The 15,101-nt window shown below is 61.4% G+C and carries 16 protein-coding genes; 10 read left to right on the top strand and 6 right to left on the bottom strand.

Annotated elements, in window-relative coordinates; genetic code table 11:
- Window positions 1-666: 666 nt before the first annotated feature.
- A complete protein-coding gene (gstA, locus tag DVJ77_RS02210) occupies window positions 667-1,275 on the bottom strand; it encodes a glutathione transferase GstA (protein WP_114843808.1) in 609 nt (202 codons plus the stop codon).
- A 137-nt stretch (window positions 1,276-1,412) separates the two neighbouring features.
- Between gstA and DVJ77_RS02205 the strand changes: the two genes are divergently transcribed.
- From DVJ77_RS02205 to pdxR, 3 genes are all read left to right on the top strand, one after another.
- Entirely contained in the window at window positions 1,413-1,826 is a 414-nt protein-coding gene (locus DVJ77_RS02205; protein ID WP_114843807.1) for a winged helix-turn-helix transcriptional regulator, read from the top strand.
- A 70-nt stretch (window positions 1,827-1,896) separates the two neighbouring features.
- Window positions 1,897-2,502 carry a hypothetical protein gene (locus tag DVJ77_RS02200; RefSeq protein ID WP_225427729.1) on the top strand — a complete coding sequence of 202 codons (606 nt, stop codon included), beginning with the start codon at window positions 1,897-1,899 and terminating at the stop codon, window positions 2,500-2,502.
- Window positions 2,503-2,511: 9 nt separating this feature from the next.
- Window positions 2,512-4,008: a MocR-like pyridoxine biosynthesis transcription factor PdxR gene (gene pdxR / locus DVJ77_RS02195; RefSeq protein ID WP_114843806.1), complete on the top strand. Its 1,497-nt coding sequence runs from the start codon at window positions 2,512-2,514 to the stop codon at window positions 4,006-4,008.
- Here pdxR and DVJ77_RS02190 read toward each other — a convergent pair.
- Both DVJ77_RS02190 and DVJ77_RS02185 read right to left on the bottom strand, forming a co-directional pair.
- A complete protein-coding gene (locus DVJ77_RS02190; protein ID WP_225427727.1) occupies window positions 4,005-4,901 on the bottom strand; it encodes a DoxX family membrane protein in 897 nt (298 codons plus the stop codon). The genes pdxR and DVJ77_RS02190 overlap by 4 nt on opposite strands.
- Before the next feature lie 211 nt (window positions 4,902-5,112).
- Entirely contained in the window at window positions 5,113-5,586 is a 474-nt protein-coding gene (locus DVJ77_RS02185) for a YehS family protein (protein WP_114843805.1), read from the bottom strand.
- A 133-nt stretch (window positions 5,587-5,719) separates the two neighbouring features.
- On the opposite strand from DVJ77_RS02185, the gene truA reads away from it, so the two are divergent.
- The 5 genes from truA to accD all read left to right on the top strand — a co-directional run bounded on the left by truA (window position 5,720) and on the right by accD (window position 10,101).
- On the top strand, window positions 5,720-6,505 hold the full coding sequence (gene truA / locus DVJ77_RS02180; protein WP_114843804.1) for a tRNA pseudouridine(38-40) synthase TruA: 786 nt from the start codon (window positions 5,720-5,722) through the stop codon (window positions 6,503-6,505).
- Complete coding sequence (locus tag DVJ77_RS02175; protein WP_114843803.1) at window positions 6,502-7,134, top strand: phosphoribosylanthranilate isomerase; 633 nt, start codon at window positions 6,502-6,504, stop codon at window positions 7,132-7,134. Before truA ends, DVJ77_RS02175 begins: the two co-directional genes overlap by 4 nt.
- Window positions 7,135-7,199: 65 nt before the next feature.
- On the top strand, window positions 7,200-8,411 hold the full coding sequence (gene trpB / locus DVJ77_RS02170) for a tryptophan synthase subunit beta (RefSeq protein ID WP_114843802.1): 1,212 nt from the start codon (window positions 7,200-7,202) through the stop codon (window positions 8,409-8,411).
- A complete protein-coding gene (trpA, locus tag DVJ77_RS02165) occupies window positions 8,408-9,208 on the top strand; it encodes a tryptophan synthase subunit alpha (protein WP_114843801.1) in 801 nt (266 codons plus the stop codon). The genes trpB and trpA overlap by 4 nt, the downstream gene beginning before the upstream one ends.
- Window positions 9,209-9,234: 26 nt before the next feature.
- Window positions 9,235-10,101 (top strand): acetyl-CoA carboxylase, carboxyltransferase subunit beta, encoded by an 867-nt coding sequence (gene accD, locus DVJ77_RS02160; RefSeq protein WP_114843800.1) that lies wholly within the window; start codon window positions 9,235-9,237, stop codon window positions 10,099-10,101.
- Between the two features lie 304 nt (window positions 10,102-10,405).
- Here accD and DVJ77_RS02155 read toward each other — a convergent pair whose 3' ends face one another.
- Window positions 10,406-10,975 (bottom strand): phosphatase PAP2 family protein, encoded by a 570-nt coding sequence (locus DVJ77_RS02155; protein ID WP_114843799.1) that lies wholly within the window; start codon window positions 10,973-10,975, stop codon window positions 10,406-10,408.
- Window positions 10,944-12,104, bottom strand: a complete 1,161-nt coding sequence (locus tag DVJ77_RS02150) for a glycosyltransferase family 4 protein (protein WP_114843798.1) — start codon at window positions 12,102-12,104, stop codon at window positions 10,944-10,946. Before DVJ77_RS02150 ends, DVJ77_RS02155 begins: the two co-directional genes overlap by 32 nt.
- Before the next feature lie 133 nt (window positions 12,105-12,237).
- Between DVJ77_RS02150 and DVJ77_RS02145 the strand changes: the two genes are divergently transcribed.
- Complete coding sequence (locus DVJ77_RS02145; RefSeq protein ID WP_114843797.1) at window positions 12,238-12,672, top strand: DUF4399 domain-containing protein; 435 nt, start codon at window positions 12,238-12,240, stop codon at window positions 12,670-12,672.
- A 51-nt stretch (window positions 12,673-12,723) separates the two neighbouring features.
- Here DVJ77_RS02145 and DVJ77_RS02140 read toward each other — a convergent pair whose 3' ends face one another.
- A complete protein-coding gene (locus tag DVJ77_RS02140; protein WP_114843796.1) occupies window positions 12,724-13,524 on the bottom strand; it encodes a transporter in 801 nt (266 codons plus the stop codon).
- 33 nt (window positions 13,525-13,557) lie between these two features.
- On the opposite strand from DVJ77_RS02140, the gene gltX reads away from it, so the two are divergent.
- Window positions 13,558-14,961: a glutamate--tRNA ligase gene (gene gltX / locus DVJ77_RS02135; protein ID WP_114843795.1), complete on the top strand. Its 1,404-nt coding sequence runs from the start codon at window positions 13,558-13,560 to the stop codon at window positions 14,959-14,961.
- Window positions 14,962-15,101 lie beyond the last annotated feature (140 nt).

Genomic DNA, 15,101 nt, shown 5'->3' with positions numbered 1-15,101 from the left:
CCGACGTCGTTTGGGGCGGCGACAGCCTTGCCGAGGCATACCAGGCGGCCGGAGATGTCGAACGGGCTATGTTCAACTACCGGCGTTCACTAGAACGCAATCCTGCCAACACGCATGCGCAAGGTCAGCTTCGCGAATGGGGGAGGTCGCGATCAAGCAGTGGCGGATAAGCGATCAACCGCGCTACTTGCTTGCCGGTATATCGACACGGCACGCCTTGCCATGGAGGGTCACGATAGGGCTGGGTACGCGCTTGCATGCCGGTCCGACATAAAGTGCCCACGACCAGGCGGTGGCAAGAATCAGTCCCAGACTCGTCCATAAGGTCAGGATGAATTTTTTGCTCACACGATGGCCTGCGCGGGCTGGCCTGCAGGTCGATGCCCATGCCGATTCCCTGGCTGCTCAACCCCAAGTTGATGGTTCAGCTCGTTCAAAACACTTGACCCGTGTGGATGCGACCTCTCTAAGACGTTTCCGGGTCCAAAAATTGAAATGAGCAGTGAATCTTCGTTAACAGGCCGATGCCCGCGCATCGGCGGGCATCGGCCTTGCTGATCGATGAGTGTTACTAAGCCGTTCTCAGCCTGGCCGAAGCGATGATGGTGCTTCGGCCAGGCGTCACCCAAAAATCCGTTACTTCAAAATCGATTACTTCAGAATCGATTATTTCAGCAGCCCTTCGGCGGTCATCGCCTCGATTACTTTCGGACGCTGGCCGATGCGCGCGGCATATTGCTCAATGACCGGCCATTTACTCAGGTCGAACCCGACCATTTTGGCCCAGCCCAGCACCGTGAACAGATAGCCGTCGGCAATGCTGAACTTCTCGTCCTGTAGGTGCGATTTGCCTTCGAGCTGCTTGGAAAGCCAGTCCAGACGCCTCGACAGCATGGCTTTGACCGCCTCCTTCCATTCCGGCGTCTGCGCTGGGTTGAACATCGAACCCATCGGCTTATGCAGCTCGGAGGTAATGAAGTTCAGCCACTCCTGCAGTCTGTAACGGTTCATCGTGCCGGCGGCGGGGGCGAGATCGGCAGCGGGGTTCTGGTCGGCGATGTATTGCACGATGGCCGGTCCTTCCGTCAGCACCTGGCCATTGTCGAGCTCTAGCGCCGGTACATAGCCTTTGCCATTGACGTCATAGAAGTCGTGGTCCGAGTCGAACTTCTTTTCTTTCAGATCCACTTTGTGCAGCGAGAACGGTAAGCCGGCTTCAAGCAAAGCGATGTGCGGTGAAAGCGAGCAGGCGCCAGGCGTGTAGAAGAGCTTCATGGGTGCGTCCTTGGGTTATGGGGCGTTGATGGCAGGCGATGTATCGGGGATGGCTCCCGCAAAGATCGCCGTGACCCGCAAAGCTTTGCATCATACTTTCCATTGAACAAGTACTTACCTTTTGGTAAGTTTTACCGATGAACAAAACCGCCGACCTATCCTGCCCCGATGCGGATGTCTTCAATCCAAGCTGCCCGGCGCGTGCCGTGCTGGAAATACTGGCCGAGAAATGGGCGTTGCTTGTGGTGCATCGACTGGTCGCAGGCCCGGCACGCACCTCGGAGCTGCGCCGGCAGATCGGCGGCATTTCCGAGAAGATGCTGATCCAGACATTGCGGCGACTTGAGCGTAGTGGCTTTGTGACCCGCCTGGCCTATGCAGAGGTGCCGCCGCGAGTCGAATATTCGTTGACGCCGCTCGGCGCCTCCTTAAGTGGCCCCATCACCATGCTCGATCACTGGGTAGAGGGGCATTTGCAGGACATCACCAAGGCGCAGCACGATTTCGACAACCGGGCCGGGTTGAGCAGTGGCCTTGTGCGCCGTGAGTAAATGGCTCTTCACGCTGCTTTGAATTGCGCGCATCTTGCTGTTTGTATCTCCCTTCAAGTGAGCGTGCCGCATGACCCGTCCCGTTTCTATCAAGCGCCGGCAAATCCTGATTGACACACTCGCGGGCGCTGCGGCGCTGAGCTTTTTACCTATCGCCAGCGCTACGGCCCCCGTCGGTGGCAAGACTCTCTCCGGTAATGACATTGCGCTGCCGACCGGCGACATCCACGACTTCGATTTCTTTGTCGGCAACTGGAACTTCGTCAACCGGCGGCTGAAAAAACGTTGGGTCGGCAGCGACGATTGGGACGTCTTTCCGGCCTCGCTGCGTTGCGAAAGCCGCCTTGGCGGCGTGGTCAACATCGATGATGGTGTTTTCCCGACCAAGGGCTGGTCCGGGATGACCGTGCGCGTTTTCAATCTCAAGAAGCGCCAATGGTCTCTCTACTGGATCAACAGCACCACCGGCGAGCTATTTCCGCCTGTGGTGGGCGGGTTTACCGGCGACCATGGCGAGTTTTTCGGCGACGATACCGACGACGGCCGGCCGATCAAGGTGCGGTTTCGCTGGGCCCGCCTCGGCCCCGATAAGGCGCACTGGGAGCAAGCGTTTTCTCTCGACGGCAAGCAGTGGGAGACGAACTGGACCATGGAGCACACCCGCTCGAAGAGTTAATCTGCATGGATGGTCAAGCATGCAGGTTCGGTATTTTCCGTTGATGTCGCCGGTCTTGATACGAGACCAGGCCAGCCTGCTTACGCGCGCATAGACGACCGGATACGCATGGCGATCACCAGCGGCGCGCTGGCGCCGAATGCGCGCCTGCCGTCGAGCCGAACACTGGCGAAAGATCTCGGCGTAGCCAGAAACACCGTCGACTGGGCGCTCGGCCAACTGGTGGCCGACGGATACATCGTCCGGCGCCGCGGCGCCGGCAGTTTCGTGGCCGCAAGCCTGCCCGAGCGCGATGCGCATCCGGTGACGCCCAAGCGCATCGCCTTATCCCAATCAGCCGATGCGCAACCGCGCTTGTCTGAGCGTGCGCAGGCATTGCGAAGCTACCCTGGTCACTACCAGGCCGCCACTGCGATTCCCTTTACGCCTTCACTGCCACCGGGTGATCTGTTTCCGCGCAAAGTCTGGAATCGCCTGCTGATCCGCGAGGCCGGCCGGCCTGGCAACGACTATTGGGAGTACGGCGCGAGCAACGGCTTGCCGGCTCTGCGCGAAGCCATCGCAGCGCACGCATCGGCCATGCGGGCGACCCATTGCTCGCCCGAGCAGGTCATCGTGGTGACAAGCACGCAGCAGGCCGTCGAGCTTGCCGGCAAAGTGCTCGCCGATCCGGGCGATCGCGCCTGGGTCGAGATGCCGGGGTACCAGCCGGTGCAGCACTGCTTGCGTGCGGCCGGGTTGCACGTGGTGCATGTGCCGGTCGATGAACAAGGCCTCGACGTAGGGGCTGGCCGATTGCTGGCGCCGCATGCGCGCCTCGCCTACGTCACTCCATCGCATCAATATCCGATGGGTTACGAGATGTCGCTTGAGCGCAGAAGGGCGCTGCTTGATTGGGCGCACGAAGCAGACGCCTACGTCGTCGAAGACGACTACGACGGCGACTATTGTTATGAGGGCCGTCCGATCGCCTCCCTGCAAGGGATGGATGGAAGAGGGCGCGTCATCTATGTCGGCAGCTTCAACAAGATTCTGTTTCCGGCGTTGCGGATCGCCTACGTCATCGTGCCGGAGCCGCTGGTGGCCGCCTTCGTCGATGCCAAGCACGTCGCGGACGGCCATACGGCCCTGCTCACGCAAGGCGTGCTTGCGGCATTCATTCACGAGGGGCAGTTGGCGCGTCACTTGCGCAAAACCCGTGCGATTTACGATGAGCGGCGGCTGGCCTTTCTGGAGGAGGCGAAAGTGCTTGCCGACGTGCTGGATTTCGGGCCGGCTACCGCCGGCATGCATGTCACTGGCATGTTCAAACACGGTCCGCCCCGCGTCGATGACCGGGCGGTGGCGGCGGCATGCGCCCGTGCCGGCATCGATGTTCATCCGCTGTCCAAATACGGCGCCACCGAGCGCAGCGGGCTCGTCTTCGGATTCGCGGGTGCGTCACGTGCCGCCGCACGATCCGGGCTGGAGATCGTGCGGCGGGCGATTGTCTCGGTTAGGGGTTAGTTGATCGGCAGTTTCCGCGCGGAACCGCCCATCGCAAACCAGGGCACCCCGCGATACGAGTCGGCCACAATCCAGGCGCCGCCGGCGATAGCCCAGGAGATGACGAATGCCGTCCATTGGGTTCGATCGGTCGGCGTGGTTATCAGTCCGGGCCCCCAGACGAGCAGCGTGATAATGCTCAACATCGCCGCCTCAAGGGTGGCGGCCAGGCGCGGATAGATGGCAAATAGCAGGCCGATGCTGGCGACGATGCTGCCGGCACCCGTTAGATACGCCCAGTACAGCGGGAGGGGAAGCCAGCTCGGCACAAAAGCGACTGTCTGTTCACTGTAGAAGAAATGCGAAAGCCCGATCATCGGCAGCGACAGCGCAAACAATATTCTGGCCTTGCGCACCCCGCTCGCACCGACGGCGAAATTCAAATAACGCCGCTCCAATGCACCGGCATGCAAGGCAAACACAATCCATCCCCCCGCCAGGACGACCGCAATCTCGCCGAAGCCCAGCCAGGTCGCTTCCATCTGCGGCATCGCCACGACGGCCGGGAGCTTGAGCAAGATCAGCCAAAGCACTAGATAGACGAACAGGATGTAGGCAGCGAGCCTGAGCGTGGGTCTCATCAGCAGGCCAATGCCGGTCGCCAACTCGATGGTTGCGCAGGCATAGGCGAAGAACTGCTGCCCCGGCAGATGCTCAATAGGAATACGTTGCCAGACCAGGGCGAAGTCACCGTAGATGAGGCCGATGATGCCGAGGCCGATCATCACAAGCGCAAACAGCACGTGCGCCGCACCTATGCGGGTGGTGTTTCGCGGAGCGGATGCGGGCAGGCTGTCCGTATAGGGCGCCGCCATTGCGAACTGCATGAGGCTTAGTCGAGTCGATCTATCCATACTTTGTCCCCCTGGATTTGTATGAGTGATACGCGGATATCAGTACTGCATGTGACGGAAATACCTTCTTATTGAACCGTATTGAAAAAGGGTTTCCCGCCAGGGGCGAAAGATCTCCTTTCAACCGAGGCGGGCTAAGCGCTGAAGTGTGGGCCGATCGTACCGTTATTAGTATCGACAAACCGAACCGTAAGGCGCCCAGCAGCTACCTTCAGCCGTTGTCCCGCACGCGCAGCGTCAACCCTTTGAGGAAGTTGCGCAGTAGTTGATCGCCGCAGAGACGGAAATTCTTGTGGTCGGGCTGGCGAAACAGCGCGGTCAACTCCGGCTTGGAGATCGGAAAGCCGGCGTCTTCGAAGACCTGGTGCATGTCCACGTCTTTGAGCTGAAACGCGACCCGCAATTTCTTCAGCACCACATTATTGGTGATGCGCTTTTCCAGTGGTCGCGGCGGCAGGCTTTCGTCCTTGCCGCGGTAATGGAATACCAGTCCGTTGAGGAAATGCGCGAGAACGAGGTTGCTGCACTCGGCGTAGCCTTCCTCTTCGTCCTTTTTCAGAAACGCCTGTACGTCGGTTTTCTCGATTGGAAAGGCCGCATCGGCCAGCTTGGTGATCTCGACCACCTTGATATCGCTGAGATCGAGCATGTAGCGGATGCTGCGCAGTACGTCGTTGTTAATCATTGCTTGTTCCGGCCAAACCAAACGGGAGGGCGCCATGCTACCGCGTAGCGGACTTGGGCGGCCCCTGCGGCGGCAGTTGTCGCCACAACTGCTAATCTGCGCGTCTTCCGCCAGATAACTCAGCTTTATCCCCATGCGCATCGCCCTAGGCATCGAATATGACGGCACCGATTTCTTCGGTTGGCAGCGGCTGACCCACGGCGCCAGCGTGCAGGGGGCGGTGGAGAAGGCGTTGTCGTTCGTGGCCGCGCATCCGGTGGAGATTAGCTGCGCCGGGCGCACCGATGCCGGGGTGCACGGCCGTTGCCAGGTAGTGCATTTCGATACCGAAGTGCAGCGCGAGCCGCGTAGCTGGATTCTGGGCGGCTGTTCCAACTTGCCAAACAGTGTGGCGGTACGGTGGGCGCAGCCCGTGGCGGATGGTTTTCACGCGCGCTTCTCGGCGCGTAGCCGACGATACCGTTATCGCATTCTCAATCGGCCAGTACGTGCGGCGTTGGATGCACGTTACGTGACCTGGGAGCGCCAGCCATTGGATGCCAAGCGCATGCACGAAGCCGCGCAAGCGTTGCTTGGCGAACATGATTTCAGCGCATTTCGGGCGATCTCCTGCGAGGCGGCACACGCACGGCGCGAAGTGCTGGCGATAAGCGTTCGGCGCGAGGACGAGCAGGTCGTCGTGGATATCGAGGCGAATGCTTTTTTGCATCACATGGTGCGCAATATCGTGGGCTCGCTGCTGCCTATCGGCCGCGGCGAGCAACCCGTGGCCTGGATGGCTGAGCTACTGGCCGGTCGTAACCGGGATGTCGCCGGTCCCACCGCGCCGGCCTTCGGGCTGACTTTTCTGGGGCCGCGCTACGAGGCGCATTGGGGTTTGCCCGCCGAGGTCAGTCAGTCAGGGGTTCTTGCAACATGACGCTGCGGATCAAATGCTGCGGTATGACCCGTGTCGAAGATGCCGTACTCGCCGCCACCCTGGGCGCCGATGCGATTGGTCTGATCTTTACCGCGCGCAGCAAACGCCAGGTGTCATTGGCGCAGGCGCAGGCGATTCGTCATGCATTGCCGCCGTTTGTCAGCACGGTGGCGTTGTTCATGGACGACGAAGCGGCCTTTGTCGATCAAGTGATTACGGGCTTGCAGCCGGATCTGTTGCAGTTTCATGGCCATGAGCGCGATACCTGGTGCGCGCAGTTCGGGCGCCGTTATCTGAAAGCCATTGCGATGGGCGAGGGTGCGGCGGCGTTGCCGCATTTGCGCGACTATCCCGGCGCTGCCGCTTTATTGCTCGATGGCCATGGCCTGGGCGAGGCTGGCGGAGCTGGGCGGGCGTTTGACTGGTCGCTGATGCCCAAGGATCTGACCCAGCCGCTGATCCTGGCCGGCGGATTGACACCGGACAATGTCGCCACGGCCATCCGTATCGCACGGCCGTGGGCGGTGGATGTGTCCAGCGGGATCGAGTCGGCGTTCGGAATCAAGGATCCGGCTAAGATGGCAAACTTCATTGCCGCAGCGCGGCAAGCTTCGGTAGGGGCGGCATAAGTCGCCCTGAGTGAAGCATCGCGGCGGTACCTCTCCCATAAACAACCTCAACGGTTTGGATTGAGATGAGCAAGATTGTGGATTTCAACGCTTACCCCGACGAGCACGGTCGTTTCGGCCATTACGGCGGCAGCTATGTCGCCGAGACATTGATGGCCCCGCTGGCTGAGTTGACTGAAGCCTATCTGCGCCTGCGCCAAGACCCTGAATTTATCGCCGAGCTGGATCGCGACCTGAAGTACTACGTCGGTCGTCCCAGCCCGATTTATCACGCCGAACGTCTGTCGCAACATGTCGGCGGCGCCAAGATTCTGCTCAAGCGCGAGGATCTGAACCACACTGGCGCGCACAAGATCAACAACACCATCGGCCAGGCCTTGGTCGCCAAGCGCATGGGCAAGCCGCGCATCATCGCGGAAACCGGCGCCGGCCAACACGGCGTGGCCAGCGCTACCGTCGCGGCGCGCTTCGGCTTGAAGTGCGTGGTCTATATGGGTGCGGTGGATATCGAGCGGCAGAAAATCAACGTTTACCGCATGAAGCTGCTGGGCGCCGAAGTGGTGCCGGTGACATCGGGATCGAAAACGCTCAAAGACGCGCTCAACGAAGCGATGCGCGATTGGGTGACCAACGTCGCCGATACCTTCTACATCATCGGCACCGTGGCCGGCCCGCATCCGTATCCGCTGATGGTGCGTGATTTCAACGCCATCGTCGGCCGCGAGGCGCGCGAGCAGATGCTTGAACAGTACGGCCGGCTGCCTGACGCGATAACCGCTTGCGTGGGTGGCGGCTCCAACGCGATTGGCCTGTTTCATGCGTTCTTGAACGATGCCAATGTGCGCATTGTTGGCGCAGAAGCGGCCGGCGAGGGCATCGCCACCGGGCATCACGCCGCTTCGCTGGCGGCCGGCCGCCCAGGCGTATTGCACGGCAATCGCACGTATGTGCTGTGCGACGACAACGGCCAGATCACCGAGACGCACTCGGTCTCGGCCGGCCTCGATTACCCCGGTGTCGGCCCAGAGCATGCTTTTCTTAAAGACGCCGGCCGTGCCGAGTATGTCGGCATCACTGACGACGAAGCCCTGGCGGCCTTTCATTTGCTGGCGCGTACCGAGGGCATCCTCGCCGCGCTGGAATCCAGCCATGCCGTGGCGCAGGCGATCAAATTGGCGCGAGAGATGCCTAAGGACCAGTTGGTGCTGTGCAATCTTTCCGGGCGCGGCGACAAAGACGTGCACACCATCGCCGCACGCGAAGGGGTAACGGTATGAGCCGCATCGATCGCCGCTTTGCCGCACTCAAGAGCGCTGGCCGCACCGGCCTGATTCCCTTTGTTACCGCAGGCGATCCGGCGCCAGAGCATACGGTGGCCTTGATGCATGCGCTGGTCGCTGCCGGTGCCGACGTGATCGAACTGGGCGTGCCGTTCTCCGATCCGATGGCCGATGGCCCGGTGATCCAGCACGCCAGCGAGCGGGCGATCGCCAAGGGCGTGGGTCTGACCGATGTATTGGGCTGGGTCGCCGAGTTTCGCCGGCGCGATGCCGATACACCGGTGGTGCTGATGGGGTATCTCAATCCAGTCGAGATCCGTGGCTATGCGCATTTCGCGCAAGAGGCCGTGGCCGCCGGGGTGGACGGCGTGCTGCTGGTCGATTGCCCGTTGGAGGAATCGGCCGTATTACAGCCGTTGCGCGATGCCGGGCTGCAGCAGATTTTGCTCGCCGCGCCAACCACCGCACCCTCGCGTATGGCGCAGCTATGCGGGTCGGCAGAGGGTTTCTTGTACTATGTATCGTTTGCCGGCATTACCGGGGCAGGGCATTTGAGTACCGCGGATATCGCCGCACGCGTGGCCGATATCCGTTCCCGCGCCAAGGCACCGGTGGCGGTCGGCTTTGGTGTCCGCGATGCGCAAAGCGCCAAGGCCATTGCCGGGTTCGCCGACGCCGTGGTTATCGGCAGTGCGTTGGTGGAGCGGTTGGCAGGCGCCACGGCGGCAAACGACATAGCGGCACGAGCGACGGATTTTCTGGCGCCCATACGTGCCGCATTAGATGCAGATTGAGTTAGATGTAGCTTTGAGGTGTTCAAATGAATTGGCTGCAAAAAATCATGACGCCGCGCGCTCGCGCGCAGAACAACATCGGCAAGGGCAAGGTGCCCGAAGGTGTCTGGGAAAAGTGCGGCGGCTGCGCGGCGGTGTTGTATCGGCCGGAGCTGGAGCGCAATTTGATGGTCTGCCCCAAGTGCGGGCATCACCATTACATCGAGGCGCGCATGCGCCTCAATACCTTTCTCGATGAAGGCTCGACGCAGGAGCAATGGGCCAGCCTTGAGCCGACCGATCCGCTGAAGTTCCGCGACTCCAAGAAATACCGTGACCGCATCACGGCGGCGCAGAAGTCCACTGGCGAAAAAGACGCGATGATCGCGATGAGCGGCAAGCTCAAAGGTCGCCCGCTGATGGCGGTGGCATTTGAATTTGCCTACATGGGCGGCTCGATGGGCTCGGTCGTCGGTGAAAAATTCACCCGTGCCGCCGAACGTGCCCTGGCCGAACGCAGTGGTCTGGTGTGCTTCTCCGCTACTGGCGGCGCGCGCATGCAAGAGGCGTTGTTCTCGTTGATGCAGATGGCCAAGACCTCGGCTGCATTGGCGCGCATGCGCGATGCCGGAGTGCCTTACATCAGCGTGCTCACGCATCCGACCACCGGCGGTGTTTCGGCCAGTCTGGGCATGCTGGGCGACATCAATGTGGCCGAGCCCAAAGCGCTGATCGGTTTTGCCGGCCCGCGCGTGATCGAGCAGACCGTGCGCGAGACCTTGCCGGAAGGCTTCCAGCGTTCCGAGTTTCTGCTTGAGCACGGCGCAGTCGACATGATCGTCGACCGTCGCGAGCTACGCGACAAGCTTGCCGATGTGCTCGGTCTGTTGAGCAAGGCGCAACGCGCGGCTTGATGCGGCATCCAGTAGGGGCGCAGCCGATGCGCTCCTACTGAAAAGTTTTCCACAGCGATTGTGGACGAGGCTTGGGTAAGCCTGTGGACAAGCCCGATTTGCACCTTTGCCAACAAGCACTTGCTACGGCGTGATGAATTTGTCACCACAGCGCGCGTGATGATGGCGTGAGTTTTCCACAGCGATTGTGGAAGGCTGTGGGTAAAGCCTGTGGATAGGTGGTCTATCTATCTGAGCGATAAGGCATCTACTACACCGTGAGCAGAGTTTGCGCAGCGGACTCAAAGCACCGGTTCAACCGCTCTCACAGCATCAACGAAGACAGCCACAGCGACAGCGCGCCGAGCCCACTGCCGATCATGATCGCCGCCAATACATCGCTCGGATAATGCAGCCCGAGAATCACGCGCGAAGCTGCCACCAGCGCGGTGAAGCTCGCCAACAGCGGCGTCAGTATCGGATACCACGCTAACGCGACGACCGTGAAGCTCACCGCCTGCAAGGTATGGCCGGAAGGGAAACTGAACTCATCCAGCGGCGGCACGTGCGCGATCACCCCAGGGCAGGTACGAAACGGCCGCGGCCGTCGTGTCCAGCGCTTGAGCAGGCGATAAAGCAGTAGCGCGGTGAGCCCGGTCGCGGCCATCTGCGCGGAGGCGAGCAGGCCGCGGCGGCCATCGAACAAGGCCAGCGCGGCCATCAGGGCGTACCAGAACACACCATCGCCGAGTCGGCTGACCAGGCCGAAGAACATCCCTACGGCGCGCCGTGCGCCCCAGTGATTGGCGGCGAGGCAGATACGGCGATCCATCCCAAAGCGCGGCCCGGTAGGCCCATGAAAATCAGGCGTGCGCAGTGGCGGTATGGCGCTCATGCGGGTTCTCCTCGCTCAGTTGTCGCAACAGAGTCTCGAATTCGCGAATCACGGCTTCGGGCGAAAGGCTGGCCACACCGGCGTGAGCGGTGCGGCCCATCTGATGGAGCGCATGCGGGTGCGTGGCAAGCTCGACAGCGGCGGCGATAAAAGCCGCTTCGTCATTCGGTTTGAGGCGATAGCCATTACTGCCGTGAAAAAGATGCTCGCGCGCTGCGCCTTCTTCATATGCGACGACAGGCAGGCCGGCGGCGAGTGCTTCGAGAATCACATTGCCAAAGGTTTCACTGAGGCTGGGAAACAGAAACAAATCGGCACTGGCGTAATACCGCGCCAGTGCTTCGCCGCGTTGCATGCCGGCAAAGATGAAATCGGGATTCGCTTCTTGCAGCGCCGCACGGGCCGGGCCGTCGCCTACCCATACATAGCGTGCATTCGGTATACGCTGCTGGATGGCGCGAAAACTGCGCACCGCCAGATCGAGATTCTTTTCCGCGGCGATACGCCCGACATAGAGCACCACCGGTGTGGACGCGTCCGCATGCCAGTGGTCGCGCAGCGCGTCGTCGCGGTAACCCGGATGAAACAATTTGGTATCCACCGCGCGGCGCAGCAGGCGCGCGGTGGATACGCCGAGTGCGCGCAATTCGTCGGCCAATGCCTCGGTGGGCACCAGGGTCGCCGCGGCACGGCAATGGAAGCGGCGCAGATAACTACGCACCCATGGGGTGACAAAGCCGACGCCATAGTGGTTGGCATAGGCGTCGAAACGAGTGTGAAAGCCGGTTGCTACGGGTATGCCCAGGTGCTTGGCCGCGCGTACCGCCGACCAGCCTAGCGGGCCCTCGGTGGCGACATAGACCGCATCCGGGCGTTGCTTGGTCCAGCGCTGCCGCAGCAGGCGGCCGGCGGGCAGGCCAAAGCGCAGGCCGGGGTAGCGCGGTAGCGCCATGCCGCGCACTTCGAGTGCCTCGATGCCGGTTTCGTCCTGGTGTGGCTGCGCCTGGCGCGGTCGTATCAGATCAATGCGGTGGCCGTGTGCGGCGAGGCCGGCGGCGAGGCTATGCACGGTAAGTGCGACGCCGTTGATTTCAGGGGAATACGTTTCGCTGACAATGCCGATGCGCATGACGATCTCTATGCTGGCCCGGCTTAGGATCGGCGCACGGCGTTGCGGATGCGTGGCGTCAGCGTGACGGCAACATGACGGTCATTGAGCTAGGATCTTACGCTTGCGATGTTATCGACCATGGAGATTGCTGATGAAACGCATGCTGCTTGCTCTGGCCCTGACCACGTTGACCCATGCGGCGGTGGCCGCCGATGCGCCGGTATTGCCGGTAACCAAGGCCCCTGCCGGTGCCGAGGTCTACATCATCTCGCCCAAGGACGGCGCCACGGTGAAGCAGGAGTTCACCGTCGAGTTTGGCCTCAAAGGCATGGGCGTGGCCCCGGCCGGCATTAAAAAAGACGGTACCGGCCATCACCATCTGCTGATCGACGTGCAAGATCAGCCGGTAGCGGGCCAACCCATTCCGAAAGACGATAACCACGTCCATTTCGGCAACGGTCAGACCGAGACCACGGTCAAGCTCAAGCCCGGCACCCACACCTTGCAATTGGAGCTGGCGGACGAGAACCATGTCCCGTTTGACCCGGCGCTGGTTTCCAAAAAGATCACGGTGCACGTGAAATAAGTTCGAGAACGAGCTTCACCGGCCCCGGCGATGCCGGGGCCGGTATTGAAGTCAGGGGCCGAAATACATCGCCACCCCTACGCCGGCCTCCCAATCGGGGGTGCGTCCGCTGATGCGGTGGCGGCACCAGGTATCCCATTGCAGTCGCTCATTGGGTAGCCAGGTCAGGCCGGCGCCGAGGCGGCTGCTATTGCCGCCCTGGGCATGTTGCACGACGGCTTCGCCGTATACCCCCCAGCGTCGAGTCAGGGCATAGCCGTAGTTGCCGGCTAACTGATAGCTGTTGCTATTGCCGCTGCGCTGCCATTGCGCGACATAGTTGACCGCATGCCGCTCATCCCATTGCTGTTCGATATCCAGGCCCAGCGTGTATTGCCGCTGCGGGTTGCGGATACCGCGCGCGCCGTCGGTGAATTCGACCGTGCCAAGCGCGCCCCAACTCCAGTCCTGGCTATGCGAGGGCAGTGCCAGCTTGAAGCCAAGCGTGCTGTCGCCACGACCCTCGCTGACCTGGTCGCCGCCGTCACCGCTTTGCCGCTGCCGCACATACGGTGCGCCGCCCAGTTGCAGCTCCAGCCCTGAGCCCAGGCCCAGGCGCAACAGGCTGTCGGTCATGTACTGGCTGCTGCGTACACCCGCATCGTGACTGAGGCTCCAACTGGGCAAACCCTGCTCATAGGCGAAGCCGCCGCGTTTCAATACGTTGGGCGCAAAGCCAAAACCTGGCCGATCGTAGCTGGGGGCATCGTCGGCCAAGCTGTCGGCGGGGTGGCAGCAAGCGGCCAGCGCCAGCGATATCGCACACAACGCACGAAATCTGCGGTGACGCCGGCCATATCCGTTAAAATCCATGTTTTCGCCCTGCGCCCCTCTTAAGAAAACCTGATGACCGTACGCACTCGCTTTGCCCCAAGTCCTACCGGCTTCCTGCACATCGGCGGCGCACGCACCGCGCTTTATTGCTGGCTGGAAGCACGCCGTCGCGGCGGCGAGTTTGTGTTGCGCATAGAGGATACCGATCGCGAGCGCTCCACGGACGAGGCGGTACAGGCCATTCTCGACGCGATGGAGTGGCTGGGCCTGAGCGCGGACGAGCCGCCGATCTATCAAACCCATCGGCTGGCACGTTACCAGCAAGTAGCTAATGAGCTACTGGCCGCCGGCAAAGCCTATTACGCCTATGAGAGCAAGGACGAGATCGAGGCGATGCGCGAGGCCGCGATGGCCAAGGGTGAAAAGCCGCGCTACAACGGTTATTACCGCGATCGCAACGAGCCCTATCGTGACGACCCGAACCGGGTGATCCGTTTCAAGAATCCGGCGGCAGGTTCGGTGGTGTTCGACGACAAGGTAAAAGGGCGGGTGGAGTGGGCTAATGCCGAGCTGGACGATCTGGTGATCTTCCGCTCCGACGGTTGGCCGACGTATAACTTCGCCGTCGTAGTGGACGACATCGATATGGGCATCACCGAGGTGATTCGCGGCGATGACCATGTCAACAACACGCCACGGCAAATCAATATCTATCTCGCACTCGGCGCCAAGGTGCCTGAGTTCGCGCACCTGCCGATGATTCTCGACAAAGAGGGCAAAAAGCTCTCCAAGCGCACCAACTCCGTCAGTGTCATGGAATACCGCGACGACGGTTTTCTGCCGCATGCACTGCTTAATTATCTGGTACGCCTGGGCTGGTCACACGGCGATCAAGAGATTTTCTCGCGCGAGGAAATGATCGCGCTGTTCGACATCGGCGACGTGAACAAGGCCGCCTCGCGTTTCGACACCGAGAAACTATCCTGGCTCAACCAGCATTACTTGAAGAGCAACGAGCCGCAGTCGATGGTGCCCGAGTTCACCTGGCACCTCGCTCGCGCCGGTATCGACACCAGCCATGGCCCGGCCCCGGCCGATGTCATCGTCGCCTTGCGCGATCGCGTGCACACGCTGAAGGAAATGGCCGAGCGCGCCAAGATCTGGTACGCACCGATCGCCGAATGGGACGACAAAGCCGTCGCCAAACATCTGCAAAACGACAGCGCCGTGCCGGTACTGCAAGCAGCCCGTGCCGGTCTTGAAGGCGCGACGGCATGGACACCCGATGCAGTGCATCAAGTGATCGAACACGTCGCTGCACAATTGGAGCTTGGCTTAGGCAAGATCGCCCAGCCACTGCGCGTGGCCATGACCGGCACCCAAGTGTCGCCATCGATCGAACACACCGTGTATCTCGCCGGCCGCACCGAAGCACTCAAGCGCATCGACGCCGCCATCCTCAAAGCGCAAGCCTGATTATTACCCCCTCCCCTGCGAGCAGGGGAGGGTTGGGGAGGGGTAAGCTCTCGCGGCGAGCTTCATCCTCCGTGTACAAGACCAATCCACTATCTCTAATCGGCACTGCTGACATCGCGTGTCCACTCGATGCGTGGCAG

The organism is Dyella tabacisoli (genome assembly GCF_003350925.1).
Lineage (GTDB): Bacteria > Pseudomonadota > Gammaproteobacteria > Xanthomonadales > Rhodanobacteraceae > Dyella_C > Dyella_C tabacisoli.
This window is presented reverse-complemented; position numbering and strand designations above follow the sequence as displayed.

Bases quoted from the DNA above. Each gene is read 5' to 3' on its own strand.
- gstA (WP_114843808.1), bottom strand. From the start codon at position 1,275: ATGAAGCTCTTCTACACGCCTGGCGCCTGCTCGCTTTCACCGCACATC.
- DVJ77_RS02205 (WP_114843807.1), top strand. From the start codon at position 1,413: ATGAACAAAACCGCCGACCTATCCTGCCCCGATGCGGATGTCTTCAAT.
- DVJ77_RS02200 (WP_225427729.1), top strand. From the start codon at position 1,897: ATGACCCGTCCCGTTTCTATCAAGCGCCGGCAAATCCTGATTGACACA.
- pdxR (WP_114843806.1), top strand. From the start codon at position 2,512: ATGGTCAAGCATGCAGGTTCGGTATTTTCCGTTGATGTCGCCGGTCTT.
- DVJ77_RS02190 (WP_225427727.1), bottom strand. From the start codon at position 4,901: ATGGATAGATCGACTCGACTAAGCCTCATGCAGTTCGCAATGGCGGCG.
- DVJ77_RS02185 (WP_114843805.1), bottom strand. From the start codon at position 5,586: ATGATTAACAACGACGTACTGCGCAGCATCCGCTACATGCTCGATCTC.
- truA (WP_114843804.1), top strand. From the start codon at position 5,720: ATGCGCATCGCCCTAGGCATCGAATATGACGGCACCGATTTCTTCGGT.
- DVJ77_RS02175 (WP_114843803.1), top strand. From the start codon at position 6,502: ATGACGCTGCGGATCAAATGCTGCGGTATGACCCGTGTCGAAGATGCC.
- trpB (WP_114843802.1), top strand. From the start codon at position 7,200: ATGAGCAAGATTGTGGATTTCAACGCTTACCCCGACGAGCACGGTCGT.
- trpA (WP_114843801.1), top strand. From the start codon at position 8,408: ATGAGCCGCATCGATCGCCGCTTTGCCGCACTCAAGAGCGCTGGCCGC.
- accD (WP_114843800.1), top strand. From the start codon at position 9,235: ATGAATTGGCTGCAAAAAATCATGACGCCGCGCGCTCGCGCGCAGAAC.
- DVJ77_RS02155 (WP_114843799.1), bottom strand. From the start codon at position 10,975: ATGAGCGCCATACCGCCACTGCGCACGCCTGATTTTCATGGGCCTACC.
- DVJ77_RS02150 (WP_114843798.1), bottom strand. From the start codon at position 12,104: ATGCGCATCGGCATTGTCAGCGAAACGTATTCCCCTGAAATCAACGGC.
- DVJ77_RS02145 (WP_114843797.1), top strand. From the start codon at position 12,238: ATGAAACGCATGCTGCTTGCTCTGGCCCTGACCACGTTGACCCATGCG.
- DVJ77_RS02140 (WP_114843796.1), bottom strand. From the start codon at position 13,524: ATGGATTTTAACGGATATGGCCGGCGTCACCGCAGATTTCGTGCGTTG.
- gltX (WP_114843795.1), top strand. From the start codon at position 13,558: ATGACCGTACGCACTCGCTTTGCCCCAAGTCCTACCGGCTTCCTGCAC.